The following is a 19,923-nucleotide window of genomic DNA, read 5'->3' as shown; positions in this document are numbered from 1 at the left end:
AACGTTAAATTCAAAAATGATTTAATCGTTTCGTCGTTTTTTCATTCATATTAAGCTGATTTTCTTCTTAATAAATATAAACCTAATCCTAATGGAATGATTGCAACTTCTGGGTGAGAATGTTCACCTGTAGAAGGTAATTCTTTTTCACTTGAAGTCATTGTAACAACATTATTATGTTTAGATTCAACAGATTTTTCTGTTGTTTCAGCTTTTGTAACATGTGTTGATACTGGTGTTACATTAATTGATTGGTCTGTAGAAGATACAGGCTCAGTTGCTGTAACTTCTTCTTCTGAAGTGATTTCGTCATCTGTGTTTGTTTCTTCAATCACTTGATCATCTTCAGTAGCGTTTGTTTCTTCATTTGTGTTACCTTCTTCTACTTCAGGTTCAGTAGTCTCTTCTGTTGAAGGCATTTCAAACTTGCTCGCATCTCCTGCTAATAAACGTGTTGCTTCACTATTAGCATATTTAGATAAATCTGCTGACTTTAAGAATTGACGGAATACGGCATCTAATGATGGTCCTTCTTGGCGTTTACCACCTAACATTGTATAACCATCGCCACCAACTGCTGTAAAGTCGTTTGTAACCATATGGTATGTTTTTGATTTGTCTAAAGCGACAAAGCGTTTTAAATTCTTGTCATAAATTTCAATATAAAATACACGTTCACCACTTGGTTTAGATAAATCATAGTGTACTTTAATTGAATCAGAAACATGCAATAAACCACCACTTGCAGTTAATTTAGTAACACCATCTTTCGTTTCAGTTGGTGCACTTAAACTATGTTCGAACATTTTATAAATATTCTCACCAGTAACATCGATTTGAGTAATTGTATTACCGAATGGTAAAACTTTAATGATATCACCAATTGTTACATCTTTGTTTGCATCGATTGAAGCACGGATACCACCACCGTTTGTTACGGCGAAATCGCCAGGTGTGTCAAAGCCATTTTGGCTGTATGATAACATTGCATCAGTAATTGCATTACCTAAATTTGTTTCACCAGTACGAACATAATCACGTTCTCCATTTAATACAACATCATTATGGAAAACAACTTCACTTGTTGCTTTTGTATATTTGTCTTTCGCCTGATCAACAATTGCTTTAACAGTTGCATCTTGAGCGATTGCTTTTGTATCAGCTTCTTTAATCATTGAAGCCTTAAGATTAGTAGCAGTTTGGCCATTTAAATCAAATGTAACTTTACCAATATTCGCTAATGCTGTACCTGTTTGTGTTAATAAAGCATTTTGAATTAATTGTCCATTTTCAATGACTGAATGTGAGTGACCATCTAAAACAACGATAGAACGGTTAAACGCTTTATTCGCTGCAATTTGCTTTGTTAAATAATCACCGCGCCAGTTTTCTTGTGTTGATGGGTCAATCCCTAAGTGACTTAAAATGATGAATGCATCAACATTTGGTTGAATACGCATCATTTCTTTAGTAACACTTTCTACAGGATCTAAGAATGTTACACCAGCGACGTTATTCGGATGTGTCTTCGTTTTTGTTTCAGGTGTTGTTACACCAACGATACCAAAACGCTTTCCATCCTTATTAATAATCGTAGAACCATCAAATACATTTTTGCCATCTTTCACAATGTTTGATGACACGATAGGGAAGTTTAACTTTGATTTGTAACCAACAGCAGTATCATAACCAAAGTCAAATTCATGATTCCCAACAGTCATTGCATCATAACCAACGGCATTCATTGCTTTGGCCATGTCATCACCTTTAGTCATATTTGATAAAGGTAACCCTTGGAATGCATCACCACTATCTAACATCAAAGTAGGGTTTTCTGCATCTTTAATGGTCTTTACTTTAGCCAAACCAATCACGCGACCATCTTCAGCATCCATTCTGCCGTGCATATCATTCGTATGCAAGATCTTAACAGGTGTTGAAGTCGTAGCCGTTGTTGAAGTAGAACTTGGCTGAACTTGTGTTGCATTTGTATCTGTTGCAGCGTGTAAACTACTAGCACAAGATACACTTACCATTGAAACAAATAAAAAAGAAACAAGTCGCTTCACAGTATTCCTCCTTAAAAATATAAATTACCTTTATATTATATAAGAAAATCCGTGAAACAATTGCTTCTTAATTAAAAAATTAAATAAAATTTACAAATTGTTAAAACATTGTACCAATCCAACATAATATAGGGCCTAGTACATAACTTAAACCAAAATAATAATAACAATAACGGCGATTTGAATGATAAAGTTTCACAATTTCAACATTCATCGTAGAGAAAGTTGTAAAACTTCCTAAAATACCAATCGCCAAAAATAAATACCATTCCTTAAAATGAACGCTAACAATACCAATCAAAAATGCACCTATCAAATTAATCAATAACGTCGCAATTGGAAAATGACCATTCCATTTACTCATCCAAAATCTTAATAGCGCACCAATCGGGGCACCCAATATAATACCAATCATTTCGCACCTACTTTCATGCCAAACACAGTACAAATTAAACCACCGACCATCGTGATGAATAAATACAGACTTAACAACAGCACATCACCAGACTGTATAAAATGAACGACCTCTAAACTAAATGTACTGAACGTCGTAAAACTCCCTAAAAAACCAGTCGAAATCCCAGTCTTCAAAGCAGTAGACCAATGGATACGTTCAAAACACTTCACACAATAGCCAAGCAAAAATGCACCGAGTAAATTAACAAATACAGTCTGAAACTTCGTATCCGCAAATAAAACACTCACACCATAACGACTTAATGCACCAAGAATACTCAAAACAACAATCCATAAATATTGCATAGAACCTCCAAATAAAAAAACTGAATGCTATCACATCCAGTTAAAAAATAATACCAAACATCTTTAAAGTTACAAACAAATGAAACATAATCACAATAAAAATAATTAAAGGCATCCATTTGGCAAACTTCAAAGCACCCGTACTCAAATCAGCACGACGCTTTAAAGCCATATCACTTAAAATAATACTCACAATTAATAAAATACTGTTTACAATACCAGTGAATAAAATAATAGAAGTAATCGAACCAAATAAATTACCCATTAACGGATTAAATGCACTACAAAAAAAAGATAATAAAATAAAAAAAATCGAACTATATAAATACTTATTTGCTTTCATATGGCCTCCAAGTAAAAACTCAACTAATATAATGGATATATTTTAACACAAAATAGATAAATATAATATACTAGACATTGCCAATAAAGAAGTGCATTTAGTAGAATAAACAAGCAGAGTATGATAAAAATAAAGAGAATAAAACCCTAGGAGGAAAATTATGAAAAACTTAAACGTACAAGTATTTGCAGATGGAGCAGATATCGAACAAATGAAATCAGCTTACCAAAACAAAGAAGTAGACGGATTTACAACAAATCCATCATTAATGGCTAAAGCTGGAGTGACAGATTATAAGAAATTTGCAGAAGAAGCGGTAAAAGCAATTCCAGATGCATCAATCTCATTCGAAGTATTTGGCGATGACATGGAAACAATGGAGAAAGAAGCACAGATTATTAAAACATTTGGTGAGAACGTATTCGTTAAAATTCCAGTTGTGAATACAAAAGGCGAATCAATGATTCCGTTAATTAAAAAATTATCAGAACAAGATATTAAATTAAACGTAACAGCAGTTTATACAATCGAGCAAGTACAAGAAATCGTAGCAGCAGTGAAACCAGGTGTTGAAACATACGTATCAGTATTTGCAGGACGCATTGCAGATACAGGAGTAGATCCAATGCCATTAATGCGTGGATCAGTGAAAGTATGTAGACAAAAAGAAGGCGTTAAATTATTATGGGCATCATGCCGTGAATTATATAACGTGATACAAGCAGATGAAATCGGATGCGACATCATCACATGCCCTGGAGACGTTGTAAAGAAAATCAAAAACATCGGACGCGATATCAATGAATTATCAGTAGATACAGTTAAAGGATTCGCGAAAGACATTCAATCAAGTGGATTAAGCTTATTATAATTAAATATAAATCGATAAAAGAAACCAGCCGATACAACGTGTCGGCTGGTTTTTGTATGCTATAATAAGAATCACAACGATTTATAAAATAAGGAAGTGACACACAATGGACTTTGAAATCATATGGCTAATCGCACTATATTTATTATTTGGATGGATAGCAGTTACAATAGGATGGGGAATTCGTAGATTCTTCCATGATCTAAGAGTTAAAACACATAGTAAAATCGAATTAGAACAACTCCAAAAAGAAGAACTTAAAAAGCGTATTGCATTATTAGAGAAAGAATTAAAAGAAAAAGAACAAAGTAAAGAAATGCATTAATAAAGGGTGATACAATGTATAAACCTTTGAAAAAAGTAATTGGATTCATCATATTATTAATACTAATATTTTCAATCTTTATTTTCTATAAAAGAGCACAAGTTCATAATACGATAGATGAATACTTAGAAAGTAATCATGCAATTGAACAAGTGAAAACAAGAGAAATGAAGTATGATTTTAAGACTAATGAATTTTACGAACAAATCATATTTAAAAATGATTCGGGGCTAGAATATGAAATGTACATAAGAGATATAAATGATAAAGTACTTTCAATATCTTATGGTGAATATGGTGAAGTTGAAGGAAAGTATTCTACAAAACTTAATGATTAATAAAAAGCACTGGTGGCAGTGCTTTTTATTTTAAATAAATAACTTACATCTCATTAGGAAATAGGATTATTTCTGGTACGACTTGAATTTTCTTTTGAAATTTGTGTATATGTATTTACTATTATTCTTCGTATTGTTAATATTAATTATTGATTAAAAGGACTTTAATCAAAAGGAGGATAAAAAGTGTCAAGAGGTGGAAATAGACCAGGCGCAGGTAGAAGTGCAATTAATGGCAAAGAAATTAAAATTAAAATACCCACTGAAGTATTTAGTCAGTTAGAAATGTCATTTACTGGAAAGAGTGACCAGGATAGAATAAGAGAGTGCCTTGAATATGGTCTTGAAAGAAAAAAACAAGATATTTCTAATATAAACAATAAATTATTTAATGTTATAGATTTATTTTCAGGTGCAGGAGGTCTTTCAAGAGGATTTATGGATGCGGGTTTTAATGTTGTTCTAGGAATAGATTTTGATGATGCAGCATTAAAAACTTTTAAAGAAAACCATGGAAATTCTGAAATTTTGAAATTAGATTTATTTAATCATGACAATATTAATACAATTGTTGATTATGTAGAAAATAAAAATATTACTGTTGATGTGTTAGTTGGTGGACCACCATGTCAAGGTTTTTCCTTAGCGGGAAAAAGAGAAGAATTTGATGAAAGAAATGTTTTATATACTGCAATGGTTAAGGCCGCATCACGTTTAAAACCAAAAGTAATTGTATTAGAAAATGTACCAGGTATGTTAACTTTGTATAATGGTGCTGGTGCTAAGCGTGTAATAGAAGATTTTTCTTCAATAGGATATGATGTTATGTCACCTAAAATTTTATATGCACCAGATTATGGAGTTCCGCAAATTAGAAAAAGAGTATTTTTTATTATGTTGTTAAAGGATCAATTTAAAAATAAATTTAGTTATCCAGTACCACAGATTAATGAATCTGATTATATTAATTGTGAGGATGCAATAAGTGATTTACCGACTTTAGAAAATGCTACGGATTGTTCTTTGGGTCAAATATTTGAATATGAAAATGAACCACAATCTTCGTATCAGGAATTAATGAGAAAAAACTCAACTATAATTCATAATCATATTCCTACGAATCATACTGTAGAAACAAAAAAATTAATATCATTAGTACCCGAAGGTAAAAATTATAAATCATTACCCAAAGAAATTTTAGAAAAAAGAGTATTTAAATATAATGAAGCACTAACAAGATATCATAGTAAAAAACCATCTAGAACAATTGATACAGGACATAGAACTCATTTTCACTATAAGTGGAACAGAATACCAACTGTTAGAGAAAATGCGAGACTACAATCATTTCCAGATGATTTTATATTTTATGGGAATAAACAAGAACAGTATAGACAAGTTGGTAATGCTGTTCCACCATTGTTAGGAAAGGCTATAGCTGTAAAAGTTAAAGAGGTATTAGAAAATGAAAAAATATAATGTAGTTGATTTATTTTCAGGTGCTGGAGGATTGTTAGAAGGCTTTCTTCAATCTGGAATGTACCATCCAGTGGCTTCAGTTGAATGGGAAAAGGCACCAATAGAAACGCTTAGACATCGTTTAAAGACAAAATGGAAAATATCAGATGCAGATCAAAGTGTCATATGGTTTGATATGCAAAGAACTGAAGAATTATTTGAAGGATTTACTGATGAAAAATTCGGTTATTCATTTGGATTAGATTTTTTTGCTAAAAATCAAACCGATGTGATAATTGGAGGGCCACCTTGCCAAGCGTATTCACAAGCTGGTCGAACAAAAGATAAATATGGAATGAAAAATGATTATCGCAATTATTTATTTGAATATTACCTAAAGACAGTAGAAAGATATCAACCAGAACTATTTGTTTTTGAAAATGTTCCTGGAATGCTTTCAGCTATGCCTGATGGTACACCTATTGTTGATTTAATAAGAAAAGATGTAAATAAAATTAATTATGAAATTGTAGAAGATATTAAAAATCATGCATTAATAAATATGAGCGAATATGGAGTTCCTCAAAATAGAAAGCGTGTTATTTTGGTAGGAATGAAAAAAACAAATACTTCATCAGAAGAAATCCAAAAAAAATTAATTCATTTCTATGATAATATTTTGACAAAGTACAAAGAAAGAAATATTAAAACTGTATTTGATGCTATTGATGATTTGCCCCCACTATATCCATTAAAAAACGAAATTTTTATAAATGGTATTGGAAAACAGTCTCATTCACTGCCAAAAAATCTTGATCCTAATTGGGGGCATGTTGCACGATATCAAAATTCACGTGATGTTGAGATATTTGGTTTATTAACAGAGGATATCTATTCTGGTAAGAACCAATTTCAAAAAGCTGATAAACTAAATGAGATTTATAATAAAGCAACTGGAGGAAATTCAAAGGTGCATAAATATCACGTTCTTAGAAAAGATATGCCAAGTACTACAATAACAGCGCATCTGCATAAAGATGGATTAAGATTTATTCATTATGATCCAGAACAAAAAAGAACATTAACAGTACGAGAGGCTGCAAGATTACAATCTTTTCCTGATGACTTTGAATTTTTATCTACTAGAGGAAATCAATATAAAATGATTGGAAATGCTGTGCCACCGGAATTTGCTAGAAGATTATCTTTAGCGATTTTAGAGTTATTAGAATTATAAAAGGAGAGGACACAATGGGGTTGATTGGTAAAGAAGATAAAAAATATTTATATTTTGATAGAGTTGCAAGAACTCAAATAAATGAGAAATTACTTTCTTTTATAATGGCATCAGCATGGACTGAATTAGATAATGAATCTGATAAAAAAATGGTGATTTCGGATAAAATAAAATATTACTTTGAAATGAATCAAAAAAAGGGGAAAGGTTCATATGGTAATGATGAAAATACTTATAAACAATTTGAGCGACAATACACAATTGGCTTAGAAGTTGGTATATGGAAAAATAGTAATTTAGATTTAAGTAATGTTGCATGGGAAGTCTTTTACGGTAAAACTACTATTAGAGACCTTGTAAGTAGATTTTGTTTAAATTGTTTTGAGTATATAAAAGACTATGGCTATTTACATCCTTTATATGAACTAGCAAAGTATCTATTAGAACAAAACAAAACTGAAGTTAGCAAATCTGAATTAATTAATTTGTATCATGTAAATTCAAATGTAGATATAAATGACTCGAATTATATTCAATCTATTGGACAACTTTATAATTTTCTAAATAGTACATATTTTTTTAGAATAAATGAAAATAAAAACCTAGAAATTAATAAACCATTTAGTTCACATTTAATTTTGGAAATGTGCAATTTAAAATACCAAAATGCTAATAAAGAAGAAGTAAAGGAATACCTATTAAATCAAGAGAATTATGCATCATATATTACTAAAGTAGAAAATTCGATGTATTTTAATTTATTAACAAGAGTATTTTATGGTATGGGTGAAGAAGAAAAATTAGAACTAGATACATTGGGTAATAACATTATTTATTTTGGAGCACCGGGAACAGGTAAATCATATAACATTAAAGAATTTATAAAATCAAATGGTATACCTTCCTATAGTGATAAAGAAAATCACCCGAATGTTTTCAGAACTACATTACACCCTGAGTATTCTTATCATGACTTTGTTGGTCAAGTTATGCCAATAGTAAAAGAAGAAAATGATGGATCTAATTCAATTCAATATGATTTTGTTCCACAAGTTTTTACTGATTCTGTGTTAAGAGCATATGAAAAAGAAAATGAACCTGTTTTTCTTATTTTAGAAGAAATGAGTAGAGCAAATGTTGCAGCTGTATTTGGTGATTTGTTCCAATTATTAGATAGAGATGAGAATGGAGAAAGTGAATATAGAATCAACAACTCACTTATAACTAATTACATTAATAAAAAATTAGAAAATAAGGTTATTGAAAAATTGTACATTCCGAGAAATTTATTTATCGTTGGAACGGTAAATACTAGTGATCAAAACGTATTTGTTATGGATACTGCTTTCAAGAGAAGGTTTGAATTTGAATATGTTGATGCTAATAAGTTAATTGAAAACGAATCAAAAACAAAATATTTAAATGATTATCAGTTTTCAATTTTAGGTGAAGAATATAGTTGGACTACTTTTATCAAAGCTTTAAACAAATTTATAGTTAGTGATAGTAACGAAGGATTAGCATTATCAGAAGATAAACAATTAGGACAATTTTTCTTAAAGTTCAAATTAGATAGTAATGGTGACCCTATACCTGAGTATAAAAAATATAATGATAATCAGATAAAAAATAAGTTATTACAATATTTATGGAATGATATTAAGGGTGCTTCGTACTCTGAAATTTCTTTGTTTGATAAAGATATTAATAGTTTTAGCCAGGCATACTCGTGTTTTAATGATGATAAAGATAAACCAAATGAATTATTTTCAAAGGAATTTAAAAGATTTTTAGAATTGGAATTATCTCATGTAAGCAAACATGGTGGAGAAAGTGAATAAATATAATTTTTATATTATTCAAGATGGTATTTCAGTAAGTAAATCATTTGAAAAACAATTTAGAAATTCATTTGGATATGAGGATTTTAAAGAATTTGATAATAAATTAATAACTAATTTTGTTGGTTTTATAATTAATGAAGAAAATATAATTATTAGTTTTCCAAAACACTTTTTCAATGAAGAGGAAATTGAATCATTAAACTATTATCAAGAGGAAAATCTAAAAAAAATAAAATATTATATGAAGTTATTATTTAATAATATTAGAAAAAGTTCATTAGATAAATCAATAGCTTCAATAGGTCTAAATAAAGAAATAAATGAGAATTATCCAATGAAGGCTTTTTTTGATATATATGAATATTATAAAAAGTTTGGTCTTTTTTATAATGAAGAAAAAGAGAGCAAGTTTGGTTTAAGTGGAAAAATAAATTGGAATAAAACCATTAAGAAATCACCCATAATATTATCTAAAAGAAATATTATATATTCTCCATTTGTTGTTGATAAAAATAAAAATAATACAGTTTTTATTAGTGAATGTATGGCCTATGCAATTAACTCTACAATTGATAAGCTATCAATATTTTTAAATTTAGATAAAATAGACTATAAATATAAAGAAATAAATTGGGAAAATAGAAATAAAATAGTTGTGCATTTAAGAGAAGAGTTAAACAAAACATTTAAGGATTCTCAAAGAAAACTGATATTGAATTTAATTGACTTCTTTAATCATGAAAATGTTGGAAATAAAACAATTAAATTATCTATTAAAACTTTTAATTTAGTTTGGGAAAAAATCCTTGAAAATTATTTAGAGAATTATTTTGAGGAGATGGATGAAGACGGATTTTTAATGTTTAATGATATTAAAAATAGTGAAAGAAAGTCATTCAAAAAAGGAAGCTTAATTGTTGATATGAAATCTACAGGAACTAATTATAAACTTGAGCCTGATTATTATTATGTCTCAGAGGGATACAAGTTGATATTAGATGCCAAGTATTATAACGAGATTAAGGGTTTAAACTATAAACAAGCTTCATATTATTTCTTATCTAAACACGATCAAGTAAAAATAAATGAAACAATTAAAACGTACAATTTATTACTCTTACCTACTGAGCGTGAGATGGACGATGAAAAGAATAAAAGAACTCATTTTTTATTTAATTCTATATATAATAGAGATGAAATGAATACTGATATGAAAATATCTGAACAATATTTTCAAATAAAATATCTTATGGAATTATATCTAAAATAATTCTTTGTAAAAAATTATCAAACTCATTTTTCCTATCATCTTCCAATTTGCTCAATATTTCCTTATAATATATTTTATAAGAATAACAACTTTTAAGGGGATATATAATGAGTTTAAAGAAAAAAGGGTTATGGTTGCTTTGTGTTGTGGCTATTATTATTGGTTTTATTGTTTGGTGGGAATATGATAGGGTAAATCATTTTGATAAGCCTGATGTTGATGTATTCTATGCTCAATTGCCTATGAAGGTGGATGGAGAGTTATATGATTCTCCTCAAGAAGCGGCTGATGCGTTTGGTGAGGCGTTTGTGAATAAGGAAGGTAAGGATATTGTTTCTCATAAGGTTTATATCACGTCACGTGATCGTGCGAAACATTTAATGATTTCTCCTGGTTTTATTTCTTTTAAGTATGCTAATGATCATCCAACACGTATTAATCTTTCTCCTTTTTTTATTGAACAAGTTGATGATAAATATAAACTGTTTGTAGATGGCAATTCTAGACATTCTAATTTTGAACATAATTCTAATAAAGAACTCGTCTTTATGCAGTTAATTCATGATTTGAGTTATGATTTTGTGGTATCTAAACATAGGATTCCTGGTGTTCGTTGTGACTTTGTTTTTTATTTAAAGGATCATGGCACTTATGTTGGTGTTAAACCGAGGGATTAGGGGTGACTGGATGAATTATTTGTTCTTTGCGATTTTATTATTTGTTAATGGGTTCTATGCATTTATATTCCCAAGTGTATCAGGTAGTGGTGTGGAGTTTTTGATTGTTATTGATTTGTTAATTCTTTTTATCTTTTTGTGGGAGAAAAAGGACTACATGATTGATGGTAAAGATTATTGGCGATTTCTTTTGATGCATTATGTTTACAGTTTAGTCTTTATGATTGCTTTCACTCAAATTGATCACTTCTTGTTTAGAATATTTTGTGGTTTGATAGTCGGATTGGTTATTACTATTTTCTTTAAAAGATTACCTAAATATAATCAGTATGAATAAAGAACGATCTCAAAATTTTTGAGATCGTTCTTTGTTTTTATTTACTATCAAGTTTTGCTTTTTTAATTTTTCGATCTAATATATTTGAAATTATCAGTGAACCAAAGAATCCAATATAAATAATGATTCTGTTATTGCCATCGAAATAATGATTGCCAAAATAGGTTGAAACGAGTAGTCCAAAGAACAGAATGGTTAGTGCAAAGAAGATGCCATTTAATATTTTCATAATTTCCCCCATTGATTTCAATACAAATCGAATTTATTTTTACATATAAAGTATTTTTATAACTAATCCTATTTTACAATGGTTCTTAAGAAATTACCCTTAATCTCACCTTAATTTTCAACTATTGCTCTATTTATTTTCTTTGGCTTAAATGTCCAATAGGTGATGACTCTTGTGATGTATTCTAATGGGCCAATTTTTATATGTTTGATGTAAAGACTGCTTAAATAAAGTTGTAAGATAAAGAATGTTATGGCGATGATGAGTGATAGTAAAAAGTTACTGTCACCAAATCGTTGTAAGCCTGATCCGTAGTATATGAAGCTGTGAAATACGGATTGTAGTATATAGTTTGTTAATGATAACTTACCTACTGCTTCAAATTGTTTGAATATTTTTTTGTGGTGATATTGATGATATAGTTTTATGAATATACACATATATGATACTGCTAGTAAATCCATCGAGAATATGCTGATAGATGATAAGAATTCGTTTGATGAATTTTTTAATGATAAATATTTTATGATGATAAATACTGGTGTTAGCCATATGTATATCTTTTTTACTTTTGTGTTTGGTGTTTCAAAGAATCTATTTTTCGCAAATATCATCCCTACGATAAATAGTGGTAATGTTGAAAAGATGATTAATGGAATAATAATAAGTATTTGAGTTTCATCTAAGTCAAAGAAAGGGTCATCGAATTCAGATGTAAATGCGGATCTTTCTTCAAGTGTGCCTGTTTTCATGACTTTGAGTTCTTCTTTTAAAAAGTTATATTGTTCTTCTGTAAGAAATGATGCACCCATAGAATTATCGATACTATTGAGTGTATCTTTAGGTAATTGCATACCAATACCCATGAGAAGTGCTATACACACGATAATGGAAATGATATATGTTCTGATTCTAAATTTCGTCATCCAGAATATTAGCAATAAGCTGCTGCCATATAAGTAGAGTATGTCACCTTGGAAGAAATATTGTGCATGTATTATGCCAATGGTTAATAAAATGATGCCTCTTCTAAATAGTGCACGCTTTATTCTATATCCTCGTCTGTTTAAACTTTCGCTCATTTTTACAATACCAAATCCAAATAATATCGCAAAGATAGGTAAGAAACTACCTACAATAAAGGTTTGAACGATTTCTACAAGTGCTGTATTGAAAGCATTGAGTTTATAGAAATAAGGATAATGTGCGCCATGCATGCCGTACTGAAAGATTAATAAATTGGCTAATAAGATGCCGAATAAACTAAATCCTCTTAAACTGTCTACTACTTTGATACGATTCATAATGTACTCCTTTTTTGTTAAAGTCTGTTTTATTTTACAGTTATATAGTTGTAAATTCAATGTTATTTAGGAAATTTTGTAATATTGATATATTAATAAATTAGCCATTGTATTATAATAACTGTAATGATTACGAAAGAAGGGGTTAGTAATGGATACTAAATTCAAGAGTTTTATTGGATTATTGTTGTTAATTTTTATTTCAGTGATGATATTATTGTTCACCGATACTTTTAAGATGAATGATGTAAAAAAGACGAAAGAAGAAATTGCTGATATTGAAAGAATGGAATTAAGTAGTAATGAATTATCAATTGATGATTTAAGACAATATCAATTGAATAAAGATATTTATGCTACTCAAGACCGCCCTTTGAAAAATGGTATGAATGCAATTTTAGTTTCGTGTGATCAAGATGAAAAGCCTTATAATCCAAAGTTTAATCTATATTTAATTTATCCATATAAAAACATGTATAAAGTGAAAGTACTTGCTACAGATTTCGATTTAAATGATAGTAAAAAAATCATTTTAAATAAAATTAATGTCAATAATAGCCAAGTTAAATATTATTTTGGTAAGAAATCTAAAGCTCCATTTGATCAAGATACGACATTTTTAGATTCAAAAGGATACGTGGTTCAAATAGATGTTAAGGATTTAAATTAAAAAGGATTTATTAATTTATAAATTTATTTGACAATTCAAAACAATCTGATTATAATGTTAATAATTTAATATTCAAAGCTTATAAAGAGGAAAAGTAGACTTAAGGATTTTTTAAGAGAGCTTCTGTTGGTGGGATGAAGTATTTGAATTTTGTCGAAAAATGGCCGCTTTTGCACGATCTGAACGATGTTTTCTAGTAGGTGATGTCGAGATTTGGCACTCGTTATCAATGCCAGAGTATTCATTATTGAGTACTTAATGAGGTGTAATTAGTGATAATTACATGAACAAAGGTGGTACCGTGGAGTCTCTTCACCCTTTAATAGACATTAAAGGAGTGTGGGGATTTTTTTATGGAATCTGATATGTATGACATGTATGTAATAGCTATGAAATTTCAAATTAACGGTACTGGAGGAATTATCAATGACAACACAAACAAATCAAAAAGTAAAATTACAAAAGTTCGATTACGTAGGCAGTTTCTTAAGACCTGCTCCTTTAAAGCAAGCACGTGAGCAGTTTAAGAAGGGTGAGATTTCTAAGGAGGCTTTACGTGAGGTTGAGGATCAACAAATTTCTTTATTAATTAATAAACTTATTCACTTAGGTTATAACGTTGTAACAGATGGTGAATTTAGAAGAAGCTATTGGCATTTAGACTTTTTCTTTGGCTTTAATGGTATTGAACAGCAATTACTTGAACAAGGGTATTTGTTTAATAAGGTTGAAACGCGTGCTGATAGTGTGAAATTTATAGATAAGATTAGTGGTGAACGTCACCCTTTTGTTGAGGATTTCAAATTTGTTTATAATCATGCACCGAGCAATGTGATTGTAAAGCAAACAATTCCTGCACCTGCACAACTTTTGGTTGAGCTGACGCGTCCTGGTGTGAAGGAGTCGGTAGAAGCGGTGTATCCAGATGAGCGTGAATTATTTGATGATATTGTATCAACTTACAAAACGGTGATTGATGATTTATATCAAGCAGGATGTCGATTACTTCAATTAGATGACTGTTCTTGGGGTATACATTTGAAAGAAGAAACGGTCCAAAAGATTCATGGCGTAGGAAACAGAACGCATAAATCGTTAGATCAATTAAAGGATGAACTTCTTGAAATTAATAATCGTGTCCTTGAAGGTTTACCGGATGATTTAGTTGTAAATACGCATGTTTGTCGAGGCAACTATCAATCGGATTATGCTTCAAGCGGCCCGTATGATAAAGTTGCAGATCATCTATTTGGTAGAGAAAATGTTGATACATATTATTTAGAATATGATACAGACCGTGCTGGTGGATTTGAACCGTTAGCAAAGGTTAGTGGCGATAAAAAAGTGGTCCTTGGTTTGATCACTTCTAAATTTCCTGAACTTGAAGATGAAAATGCAATTAAGGAAAGAATATTAGAAGCTTCAAAATACATTCCATTAGAAAGACTTAGTCTAAGCCCACAATGCGGCTTCGCTTCAACTGAAGAAGGAAATTTATTAACAGAAGAAGACCAATGGAAGAAACTTGAGTTAGTGAAACGTATCGCTGAAGAAGTATGGCCGAATAATTTATAGATGAATATTTATAAACACATGCACAACGTGTATGTGTTTTTATTTGTTTAGAACATATATAATGGTAAATAATATTTGTTATTTATATTTTGATTTTTACTATTGGTAGGTGATTTTATGCATTGTATATTTTGTCATGACATTTTAGAATCTCAAATCATTTATGAATCAGAACATTTTAAAGTCGTATTTGATATCGATCCAATACAAGCAGGTCATGTATTAATTATTTCTAAAGCACATTATATGAATTACTTAGAATTGCCTGAGGAAGTATTAATGGATTTAGTGAGCGTTGAGCGTAAGTTAATTGAAGTATTTGAAAGTCAAATGTATTGTTATGCGACAACCATCGCAAGAAATAATGGCAATGCCATGGACACTGGCACCCATTTTCATGTGCATGTTATTCCGAGATATAAAGAAGATGAATTTTGGGATGGTCTATCAGTTGTATCGATAGACTTAGATTTAGAGAGATTTAAGGGGTTGTTAAGATAAATGGCTGAATTACGTAAAGTCGAGGTTGTACCGTATGATGAAAAGTGGATTGATCAATTTAATAGTGAGAAGGATATAATACTATCTATTATAGGGAATGAAGTTTTGAAGGTTGAACATATTGGGAGTACTTCTATTCCTGGTTTAAGTGCTAAACCGACGATTGATGTTTTGGTGGTTGTTCGAGATATTGAGTGTATTGATCATTTTAATTCTTTGTTTGAGTCTAAGGGATATTCGGTACATGGTGAGAATGGTATTATTGGTAGGCGCTATTTTAGTAAGAAAGATGGTACGAAGCATTTAGTGCATGTGCATATCTATGATGTTACGAATGAATATGAAATTAATCGTCATATTGCTTTTCGAGATTATTTAATTCACCATCCTAATAAGGCTAAGGCTTATGGTGATTTAAAGGAAGATTTAGCTGTAAAATATCCATTTAATATTGAAGGTTATATAGATGGTAAGCATGAGTTGGTTCAACGGTTTACAGATGAGGCGATGTTTTGGTTTGATGGTAAATCATAAAATAGAAAACGGATTATTCGATTTTTCGAATAATCCGTTTTTGCTTTATAGTTTAATTTGTTTTTATTTTTGTTAAATTCTTTGAAATCGCGAGAAGCTTAATTGTGATATGTTATATACAAAAGGTGAGGAGTGAGATTTATGGAGGGAAAATGGTGGCATTCTAGCGTTGTGTATCAAGTATATCCTAAGAGTTTTCAGGATAGTAATGGTGATGGTATTGGTGATATTGAAGGGATAATTGCACGTGTTCCTTATTTGAAGCAACTTGGTATTGATGTGATTTGGTTAAATCCTGTATTTCAATCACCTGATGTAGATAATGGCTATGATATCAGTGATTATTATGAAGTGAATCCACAATACGGTAGTTTAGCAGATGTGGAACGTTTATTTGAGGTATGTCGTTCACATGGTATTAAAGTCATCATGGATTTAGTTGTAAATCATGTGAGTGATCAACATGCATGGTTTCAAGATGCTTTAAAGGGTGAAGAGAGTCCTTATTTTGATTATTTTATTTGGTCTAAAGAAGATACGGGATTAAAGAGTGTATTTGGTGGTTCTGCATGGGAATATGTACCGAGTTTGGATTTATATTATCTTCATAATTTTGCGGTAGAGCAACCTGATTTAAATTGGGAAAATGAATCAATGCGTCAAGCGATTTATGACATGATGAATTTCTGGATTGATAAAGGGATTGCAGGATTTAGAATGGATGTTATTGATTTGATTGGTAAACAGCCATTTGAAGGTATCATGGAAAATGGTCCGAAGTTACATGATTATTTACAAGAAATGAGCGCCGCAACGTTTAAAGATAAAGATTTATTAACTGTCGGTGAAACTTGGGGTGCAACGCTGGATAATGCATTGTTATATAGTGACCCTGAGCGTCATGAATTATCAATGATTTTTCAATTTGAGCAAATTGGATTAGATGAAGTTCCTGGCAAAAGTAAATGGGATTTAAGAACATTAAATTTTATGCAGTTAAAGTCTGTATTTTCGAAATGGCAATATGCTTTAAATGATAATGGTTGGAACAGTTTATTTTGGAACAATCATGACTTACCGAGAATAGTGTCTCGATGGGGAAATGATGGTGAATATCGTGAGAAGAGTGCAAAGATGTTAGCGATTTTACTTCATGGTATGAAAGGGACACCGTATATTTATCAAGGTGAAGAAATTGGTATGACGAATGCATACTTTGATGATTTCGATGATTATTTAGATATTGAAGCACAAAATTTAATAAAAGAAAGATTGGCTAATGGTTATGATAAGGAAGCGGTATTAAAGAGTTTGCAAACGAAAGGCCGTGACAATGCGAGAACACCGATGCAATGGAATGATGGGGCGTATGCTGGATTTACTGAAGGTACGCCTTGGATGAAAGTGAACCCTAATTATAAAGTAATTAATGTGGCGAGTGCATTAGAAGATTCGAATTCTGTGTTTTATACATACCAGCAACTTATTGAAGCTCGTAAAAACCATCGTGTCATTCGATTTGGAAAGTTTAACGAAATTGATAAAGAAAATCCACATGTCTTTGCTTATACAAGAAGTGATGCATCAGAGGAAGTATTAGTCGTGTGTAATTTCTTTAACCATAAGGCACGTGTAACTACGCAAATGGATGATTTAGCGGATTATGAAGTAATTGTACATAATGATGTTGAAGTGAAATTTGAAAAAGATGAATTGTTTTTAGAACCATATGAGGCAATGATGTTGATTAAGTATAAAAAATAACTATAGAAATTAAGGTATTATTAAGGGTGTAATTTTGTGAATATTTGTATAATAAATAAAATTATACAAAAGGGGATAGGGTATGGATACTTCAAAAAAGTTACTTTATAGTACGGGCATTTTTTTAGTTATTTTTATTTCGATTTTTATTTGGCAAAAACAGTTTGATATGAATCGATATACGGTGAGTAATATTGAGCAAAAATCATACAAAACTGAAGAAAGCTTAATTGCGGACATTAAACGTATTAATCAGTATCAGTTTTTAAATGATGTGAGTATTTTTGGTATTGACGAAGAATCTACAATGCCGATAGTAGTAAGTTATAACAAAAAACGTAGCAGTGATAAAGAGTACATCGCAATGGGTTATGTTTATGATGAAAATAATCGCTTTAGAGTTAAATTTGTATCTCAAGATGTACCATTTGATACAGGTTCTAAAGGAAAAATGCAAACAGATAAAATAAACGGTAAGACCATTACATATTATATTGGACTTAAAGAAAATAAACCGTTTCAAACAGAACCTTCAGTATCAGATATAACAACGAATCGCATCATACAGTTTAAGGTTAATAAATAATAAATCGTATTAACTCCTATTGACAATAAATTTCAATTAAGATAAGATTTAAAACGAAATGATTTCGGAAAAGGAGTATATAATGAATAAATATTTAGTAAAATCAATCTCAGCTGTGGCGGTTGCTACATTATTAGTAGGATGTTCAAATGATAAACCTGCTAAAGAAGAAACAAAAACTGAAACGAAAAAAGAAACTGCACACAAAGATGAGCATAAACATGAACATGAGCACGAACACGAGCATGCACATGAGCACGGTCATGACCACGGTGCTATGACAAAAGAAGAGAAAAAGATTTACGAAGGTTACTTTGAAGATAGCCAAGTTAAAGACCGTGAATTATCAGATTGGGAAGGTAAATGGCAATCAGTTTATCCTTACTTACAAGATGGTACTTTAGATCATGTATTTGAAGCGAAAGCGAAGAAAGACAGTTCTAAAACTGCGAAAGAATATAAAGAATACTATACAACTGGTTACAAAACGGATGTAAGTAAAATTGATATCGAAGGCGACAAAATCACATTCCATAAAGGTAAAGATAAAGTTGCTGGTACATACAAATATGATGGTAAAGAAATTTTAACTTATGAAAAAGGTAACCGCGGTGTAAGATTCATCTTCAAGAAAACTGAAGGTGATGATAAAGCACCGAAATTCATCCAATTCTCAGACCACATCATCGCACCAGAAAAAGCATTACACTTCCATATTTACATGGGTGATGATCGTGCTGAATTATTAAAAGAATTAGAACACTGGCCAACATACTACCCAAGTGATATGAGTGGCGAAGAAATCGAACACGAAATGTTGGCACACTAATAGAAACGACCCAATTCAATTGGGTCGTTTTTTTATTCTTTATCGATATTCACTGTACCTAAACCGACTGTAAGTCTTAATGTGTGTTCATCTTTACCTAAAACAATAGATATTCTGGGAATATAGATGTAAATGTCCGAAGATATGATGAATTTCGGACATTTGATGAAAGGTATACTGAGAATATAGATGTAAATGTCCAAAAATATGATGAATTTCGGACATTTGATGAGAAGATAAATTAAGATTTGTTACGAAATGTCTATTAAAAAAGATTTATAAGACATTTCACCACAAACCATCCATCTAAACCAGGACTAACCACAAATATCATCAAAATTTATCATATCATCACCCGTAAAATTACCTTATAATAGAAAAAAGTAGCCCGCACATAAGT

22 protein-coding genes are annotated in these 19,923 nt (G+C 30.5%); 16 read left to right on the top strand and 6 right to left on the bottom strand.

All coding sequences use genetic code 11. The annotated features are described in order from the left end of the window. Nucleotides 1-50 precede the first annotated feature (50 nt). The 4 genes from ER639_RS06545 to ER639_RS06530 form a co-directional block, all read right to left on the bottom strand. Entirely contained in the window at nt 51-2,069 is a 2,019-nt protein-coding gene (locus ER639_RS06545; protein ID WP_240664004.1) for a 5'-nucleotidase C-terminal domain-containing protein, read from the bottom strand. Nucleotides 2,070-2,169: 100 nt separating this feature from the next. Then, complete coding sequence (locus ER639_RS06540; protein ID WP_129064969.1) at nt 2,170-2,484, bottom strand: fluoride efflux transporter FluC; 315 nt, start codon at nt 2,482-2,484, stop codon at nt 2,170-2,172. Continuing rightward, nucleotides 2,481-2,831, bottom strand: coding sequence for a fluoride efflux transporter FluC (locus tag ER639_RS06535; protein ID WP_129064968.1), 351 nt, complete (start codon nt 2,829-2,831; stop codon nt 2,481-2,483). Before ER639_RS06535 ends, ER639_RS06540 begins: the two co-directional genes overlap by 4 nt. Nucleotides 2,832-2,871: 40 nt before the next feature. Next, a complete protein-coding gene (locus ER639_RS06530; protein ID WP_129064967.1) occupies nt 2,872-3,174 on the bottom strand; it encodes a hypothetical protein in 303 nt (100 codons plus the stop codon). Between the two features lie 160 nt (nt 3,175-3,334). Here ER639_RS06530 and ER639_RS06525 point away from each other — a divergent pair, with 160 nt between their 5' ends. The 9 genes from ER639_RS06525 to ER639_RS06485 all read left to right on the top strand — a co-directional run bounded on the left by ER639_RS06525 (nt 3,335) and on the right by ER639_RS06485 (nt 11,531). After that, nucleotides 3,335-4,045, top strand: a complete 711-nt coding sequence (locus ER639_RS06525; RefSeq protein ID WP_129064966.1) for a transaldolase — start codon at nt 3,335-3,337, stop codon at nt 4,043-4,045. Nucleotides 4,046-4,151: 106 nt separating this feature from the next. Next, nucleotides 4,152-4,370, top strand: coding sequence for a hypothetical protein (locus tag ER639_RS06520; protein ID WP_129064965.1), 219 nt, complete (start codon nt 4,152-4,154; stop codon nt 4,368-4,370). Nucleotides 4,371-4,384: 14 nt separating this feature from the next. Then, nucleotides 4,385-4,708 carry a DUF3139 domain-containing protein gene (locus ER639_RS06515; RefSeq protein WP_129064964.1) on the top strand — a complete coding sequence of 108 codons (324 nt, stop codon included), beginning with the start codon at nt 4,385-4,387 and terminating at the stop codon, nt 4,706-4,708. Nucleotides 4,709-4,894: 186 nt separating this feature from the next. Next, nucleotides 4,895-6,187, top strand: coding sequence for a DNA cytosine methyltransferase (locus ER639_RS06510; protein ID WP_240664003.1), 1,293 nt, complete (start codon nt 4,895-4,897; stop codon nt 6,185-6,187). Then, nucleotides 6,174-7,403 carry a DNA cytosine methyltransferase gene (locus ER639_RS06505; RefSeq protein ID WP_129064963.1) on the top strand — a complete coding sequence of 410 codons (1,230 nt, stop codon included), beginning with the start codon at nt 6,174-6,176 and terminating at the stop codon, nt 7,401-7,403. Before ER639_RS06510 ends, ER639_RS06505 begins: the two co-directional genes overlap by 14 nt. Nucleotides 7,404-7,417: 14 nt before the next feature. Continuing rightward, the gene (locus tag ER639_RS06500) at nt 7,418-9,244 is read left to right on the top strand and encodes an McrB family protein (RefSeq protein ID WP_129064962.1); all 1,827 of its coding nucleotides are present in this window, start codon (nt 7,418-7,420) and stop codon (nt 9,242-9,244) included. Beyond that, nucleotides 9,237-10,517, top strand: a complete 1,281-nt coding sequence (locus ER639_RS06495; RefSeq protein ID WP_164993375.1) for an LlaJI family restriction endonuclease — start codon at nt 9,237-9,239, stop codon at nt 10,515-10,517. The genes ER639_RS06500 and ER639_RS06495 overlap by 8 nt, the downstream gene beginning before the upstream one ends. 107 nt (nt 10,518-10,624) lie before the next feature. Beyond that, nucleotides 10,625-11,194 (top strand): hypothetical protein, encoded by a 570-nt coding sequence (locus ER639_RS06490; protein ID WP_129064960.1) that lies wholly within the window; start codon nt 10,625-10,627, stop codon nt 11,192-11,194. Nucleotides 11,195-11,204: 10 nt separating this feature from the next. Continuing rightward, nucleotides 11,205-11,531, top strand: coding sequence for a hypothetical protein (locus tag ER639_RS06485; protein WP_129064959.1), 327 nt, complete (start codon nt 11,205-11,207; stop codon nt 11,529-11,531). A 37-nt stretch (nt 11,532-11,568) separates the two neighbouring features. Here ER639_RS06485 and ER639_RS06480 read toward each other — a convergent pair whose 3' ends face one another. After that, nucleotides 11,569-11,760: a hypothetical protein gene (locus ER639_RS06480; protein ID WP_129064958.1), complete on the bottom strand. Its 192-nt coding sequence runs from the start codon at nt 11,758-11,760 to the stop codon at nt 11,569-11,571. Nucleotides 11,761-11,870: 110 nt separating this feature from the next. Then, a complete protein-coding gene (locus ER639_RS06475) occupies nt 11,871-13,064 on the bottom strand; it encodes a DUF418 domain-containing protein (protein WP_129064957.1) in 1,194 nt (397 codons plus the stop codon). Nucleotides 13,065-13,215: 151 nt separating this feature from the next. Here ER639_RS06475 and ER639_RS06470 point away from each other — a divergent pair, with 151 nt between their 5' ends. The 7 genes from ER639_RS06470 (at nt 13,216) to ER639_RS06440 (ending at nt 19,523) form a co-directional block, all read left to right on the top strand. Continuing rightward, nucleotides 13,216-13,734 (top strand): hypothetical protein, encoded by a 519-nt coding sequence (locus ER639_RS06470; protein ID WP_129064956.1) that lies wholly within the window; start codon nt 13,216-13,218, stop codon nt 13,732-13,734. Nucleotides 13,735-14,160: 426 nt separating this feature from the next. Continuing rightward, entirely contained in the window at nt 14,161-15,309 is a 1,149-nt protein-coding gene (locus tag ER639_RS06465; protein ID WP_129064955.1) for a 5-methyltetrahydropteroyltriglutamate--homocysteine S-methyltransferase, read from the top strand. A gap of 117 nt (nt 15,310-15,426) precedes the next feature. Further along, on the top strand, nt 15,427-15,810 hold the full coding sequence (locus ER639_RS06460) for an HIT family protein (protein WP_129064954.1): 384 nt from the start codon (nt 15,427-15,429) through the stop codon (nt 15,808-15,810). Then, complete coding sequence (locus ER639_RS06455; RefSeq protein WP_129064953.1) at nt 15,811-16,344, top strand: GrpB family protein; 534 nt, start codon at nt 15,811-15,813, stop codon at nt 16,342-16,344. A gap of 141 nt (nt 16,345-16,485) precedes the next feature. Next, a complete protein-coding gene (locus ER639_RS06450) occupies nt 16,486-18,108 on the top strand; it encodes a glycoside hydrolase family 13 protein (RefSeq protein ID WP_129064952.1) in 1,623 nt (540 codons plus the stop codon). Nucleotides 18,109-18,190: 82 nt separating this feature from the next. Beyond that, nucleotides 18,191-18,694 carry a hypothetical protein gene (locus ER639_RS06445; protein ID WP_129064951.1) on the top strand — a complete coding sequence of 168 codons (504 nt, stop codon included), beginning with the start codon at nt 18,191-18,193 and terminating at the stop codon, nt 18,692-18,694. Between the two features lie 82 nt (nt 18,695-18,776). Then, nucleotides 18,777-19,523 (top strand): metal-binding protein ZinT, encoded by a 747-nt coding sequence (locus ER639_RS06440; protein ID WP_129064950.1) that lies wholly within the window; start codon nt 18,777-18,779, stop codon nt 19,521-19,523. Nucleotides 19,524-19,923 lie beyond the last annotated feature (400 nt).

Source organism: Macrococcus sp. DPC7161 (assembly GCF_004117835.1).
Lineage (GTDB): Bacteria > Bacillota > Bacilli > Staphylococcales > Staphylococcaceae > SDSC01.
Note: the sequence above shows the minus strand (reverse complement) of the source record. Positions and strands in the feature narration are given on the sequence as shown.

Bases quoted from the DNA above. Each gene is read 5' to 3' on its own strand.
- ER639_RS06515 (WP_129064964.1), top strand. From the start codon at position 4,385: ATGTATAAACCTTTGAAAAAAGTAATTGGATTCATCATATTATTAATA.
- ER639_RS06455 (WP_129064953.1), top strand. From the start codon at position 15,811: ATGGCTGAATTACGTAAAGTCGAGGTTGTACCGTATGATGAAAAGTGG.
- ER639_RS06440 (WP_129064950.1), top strand. From the start codon at position 18,777: ATGAATAAATATTTAGTAAAATCAATCTCAGCTGTGGCGGTTGCTACA.
- ER639_RS06465 (WP_129064955.1), top strand. From the start codon at position 14,161: ATGACAACACAAACAAATCAAAAAGTAAAATTACAAAAGTTCGATTAC.
- ER639_RS06475 (WP_129064957.1), bottom strand. From the start codon at position 13,064: ATGAATCGTATCAAAGTAGTAGACAGTTTAAGAGGATTTAGTTTATTC.
- ER639_RS06485 (WP_129064959.1), top strand. From the start codon at position 11,205: ATGAATTATTTGTTCTTTGCGATTTTATTATTTGTTAATGGGTTCTAT.
- ER639_RS06525 (WP_129064966.1), top strand. From the start codon at position 3,335: ATGAAAAACTTAAACGTACAAGTATTTGCAGATGGAGCAGATATCGAA.
- ER639_RS06535 (WP_129064968.1), bottom strand. From the start codon at position 2,831: ATGCAATATTTATGGATTGTTGTTTTGAGTATTCTTGGTGCATTAAGT.
- ER639_RS06490 (WP_129064960.1), top strand. From the start codon at position 10,625: ATGAGTTTAAAGAAAAAAGGGTTATGGTTGCTTTGTGTTGTGGCTATT.
- ER639_RS06530 (WP_129064967.1), bottom strand. From the start codon at position 3,174: ATGAAAGCAAATAAGTATTTATATAGTTCGATTTTTTTTATTTTATTA.
- ER639_RS06540 (WP_129064969.1), bottom strand. From the start codon at position 2,484: ATGATTGGTATTATATTGGGTGCCCCGATTGGTGCGCTATTAAGATTT.
- ER639_RS06470 (WP_129064956.1), top strand. From the start codon at position 13,216: ATGGATACTAAATTCAAGAGTTTTATTGGATTATTGTTGTTAATTTTT.
- ER639_RS06520 (WP_129064965.1), top strand. From the start codon at position 4,152: ATGGACTTTGAAATCATATGGCTAATCGCACTATATTTATTATTTGGA.
- ER639_RS06480 (WP_129064958.1), bottom strand. From the start codon at position 11,760: ATGAAAATATTAAATGGCATCTTCTTTGCACTAACCATTCTGTTCTTT.
- ER639_RS06450 (WP_129064952.1), top strand. From the start codon at position 16,486: ATGGAGGGAAAATGGTGGCATTCTAGCGTTGTGTATCAAGTATATCCT.
- ER639_RS06460 (WP_129064954.1), top strand. From the start codon at position 15,427: ATGCATTGTATATTTTGTCATGACATTTTAGAATCTCAAATCATTTAT.
- ER639_RS06505 (WP_129064963.1), top strand. From the start codon at position 6,174: ATGAAAAAATATAATGTAGTTGATTTATTTTCAGGTGCTGGAGGATTG.
- ER639_RS06500 (WP_129064962.1), top strand. From the start codon at position 7,418: ATGGGGTTGATTGGTAAAGAAGATAAAAAATATTTATATTTTGATAGA.
- ER639_RS06445 (WP_129064951.1), top strand. From the start codon at position 18,191: ATGGATACTTCAAAAAAGTTACTTTATAGTACGGGCATTTTTTTAGTT.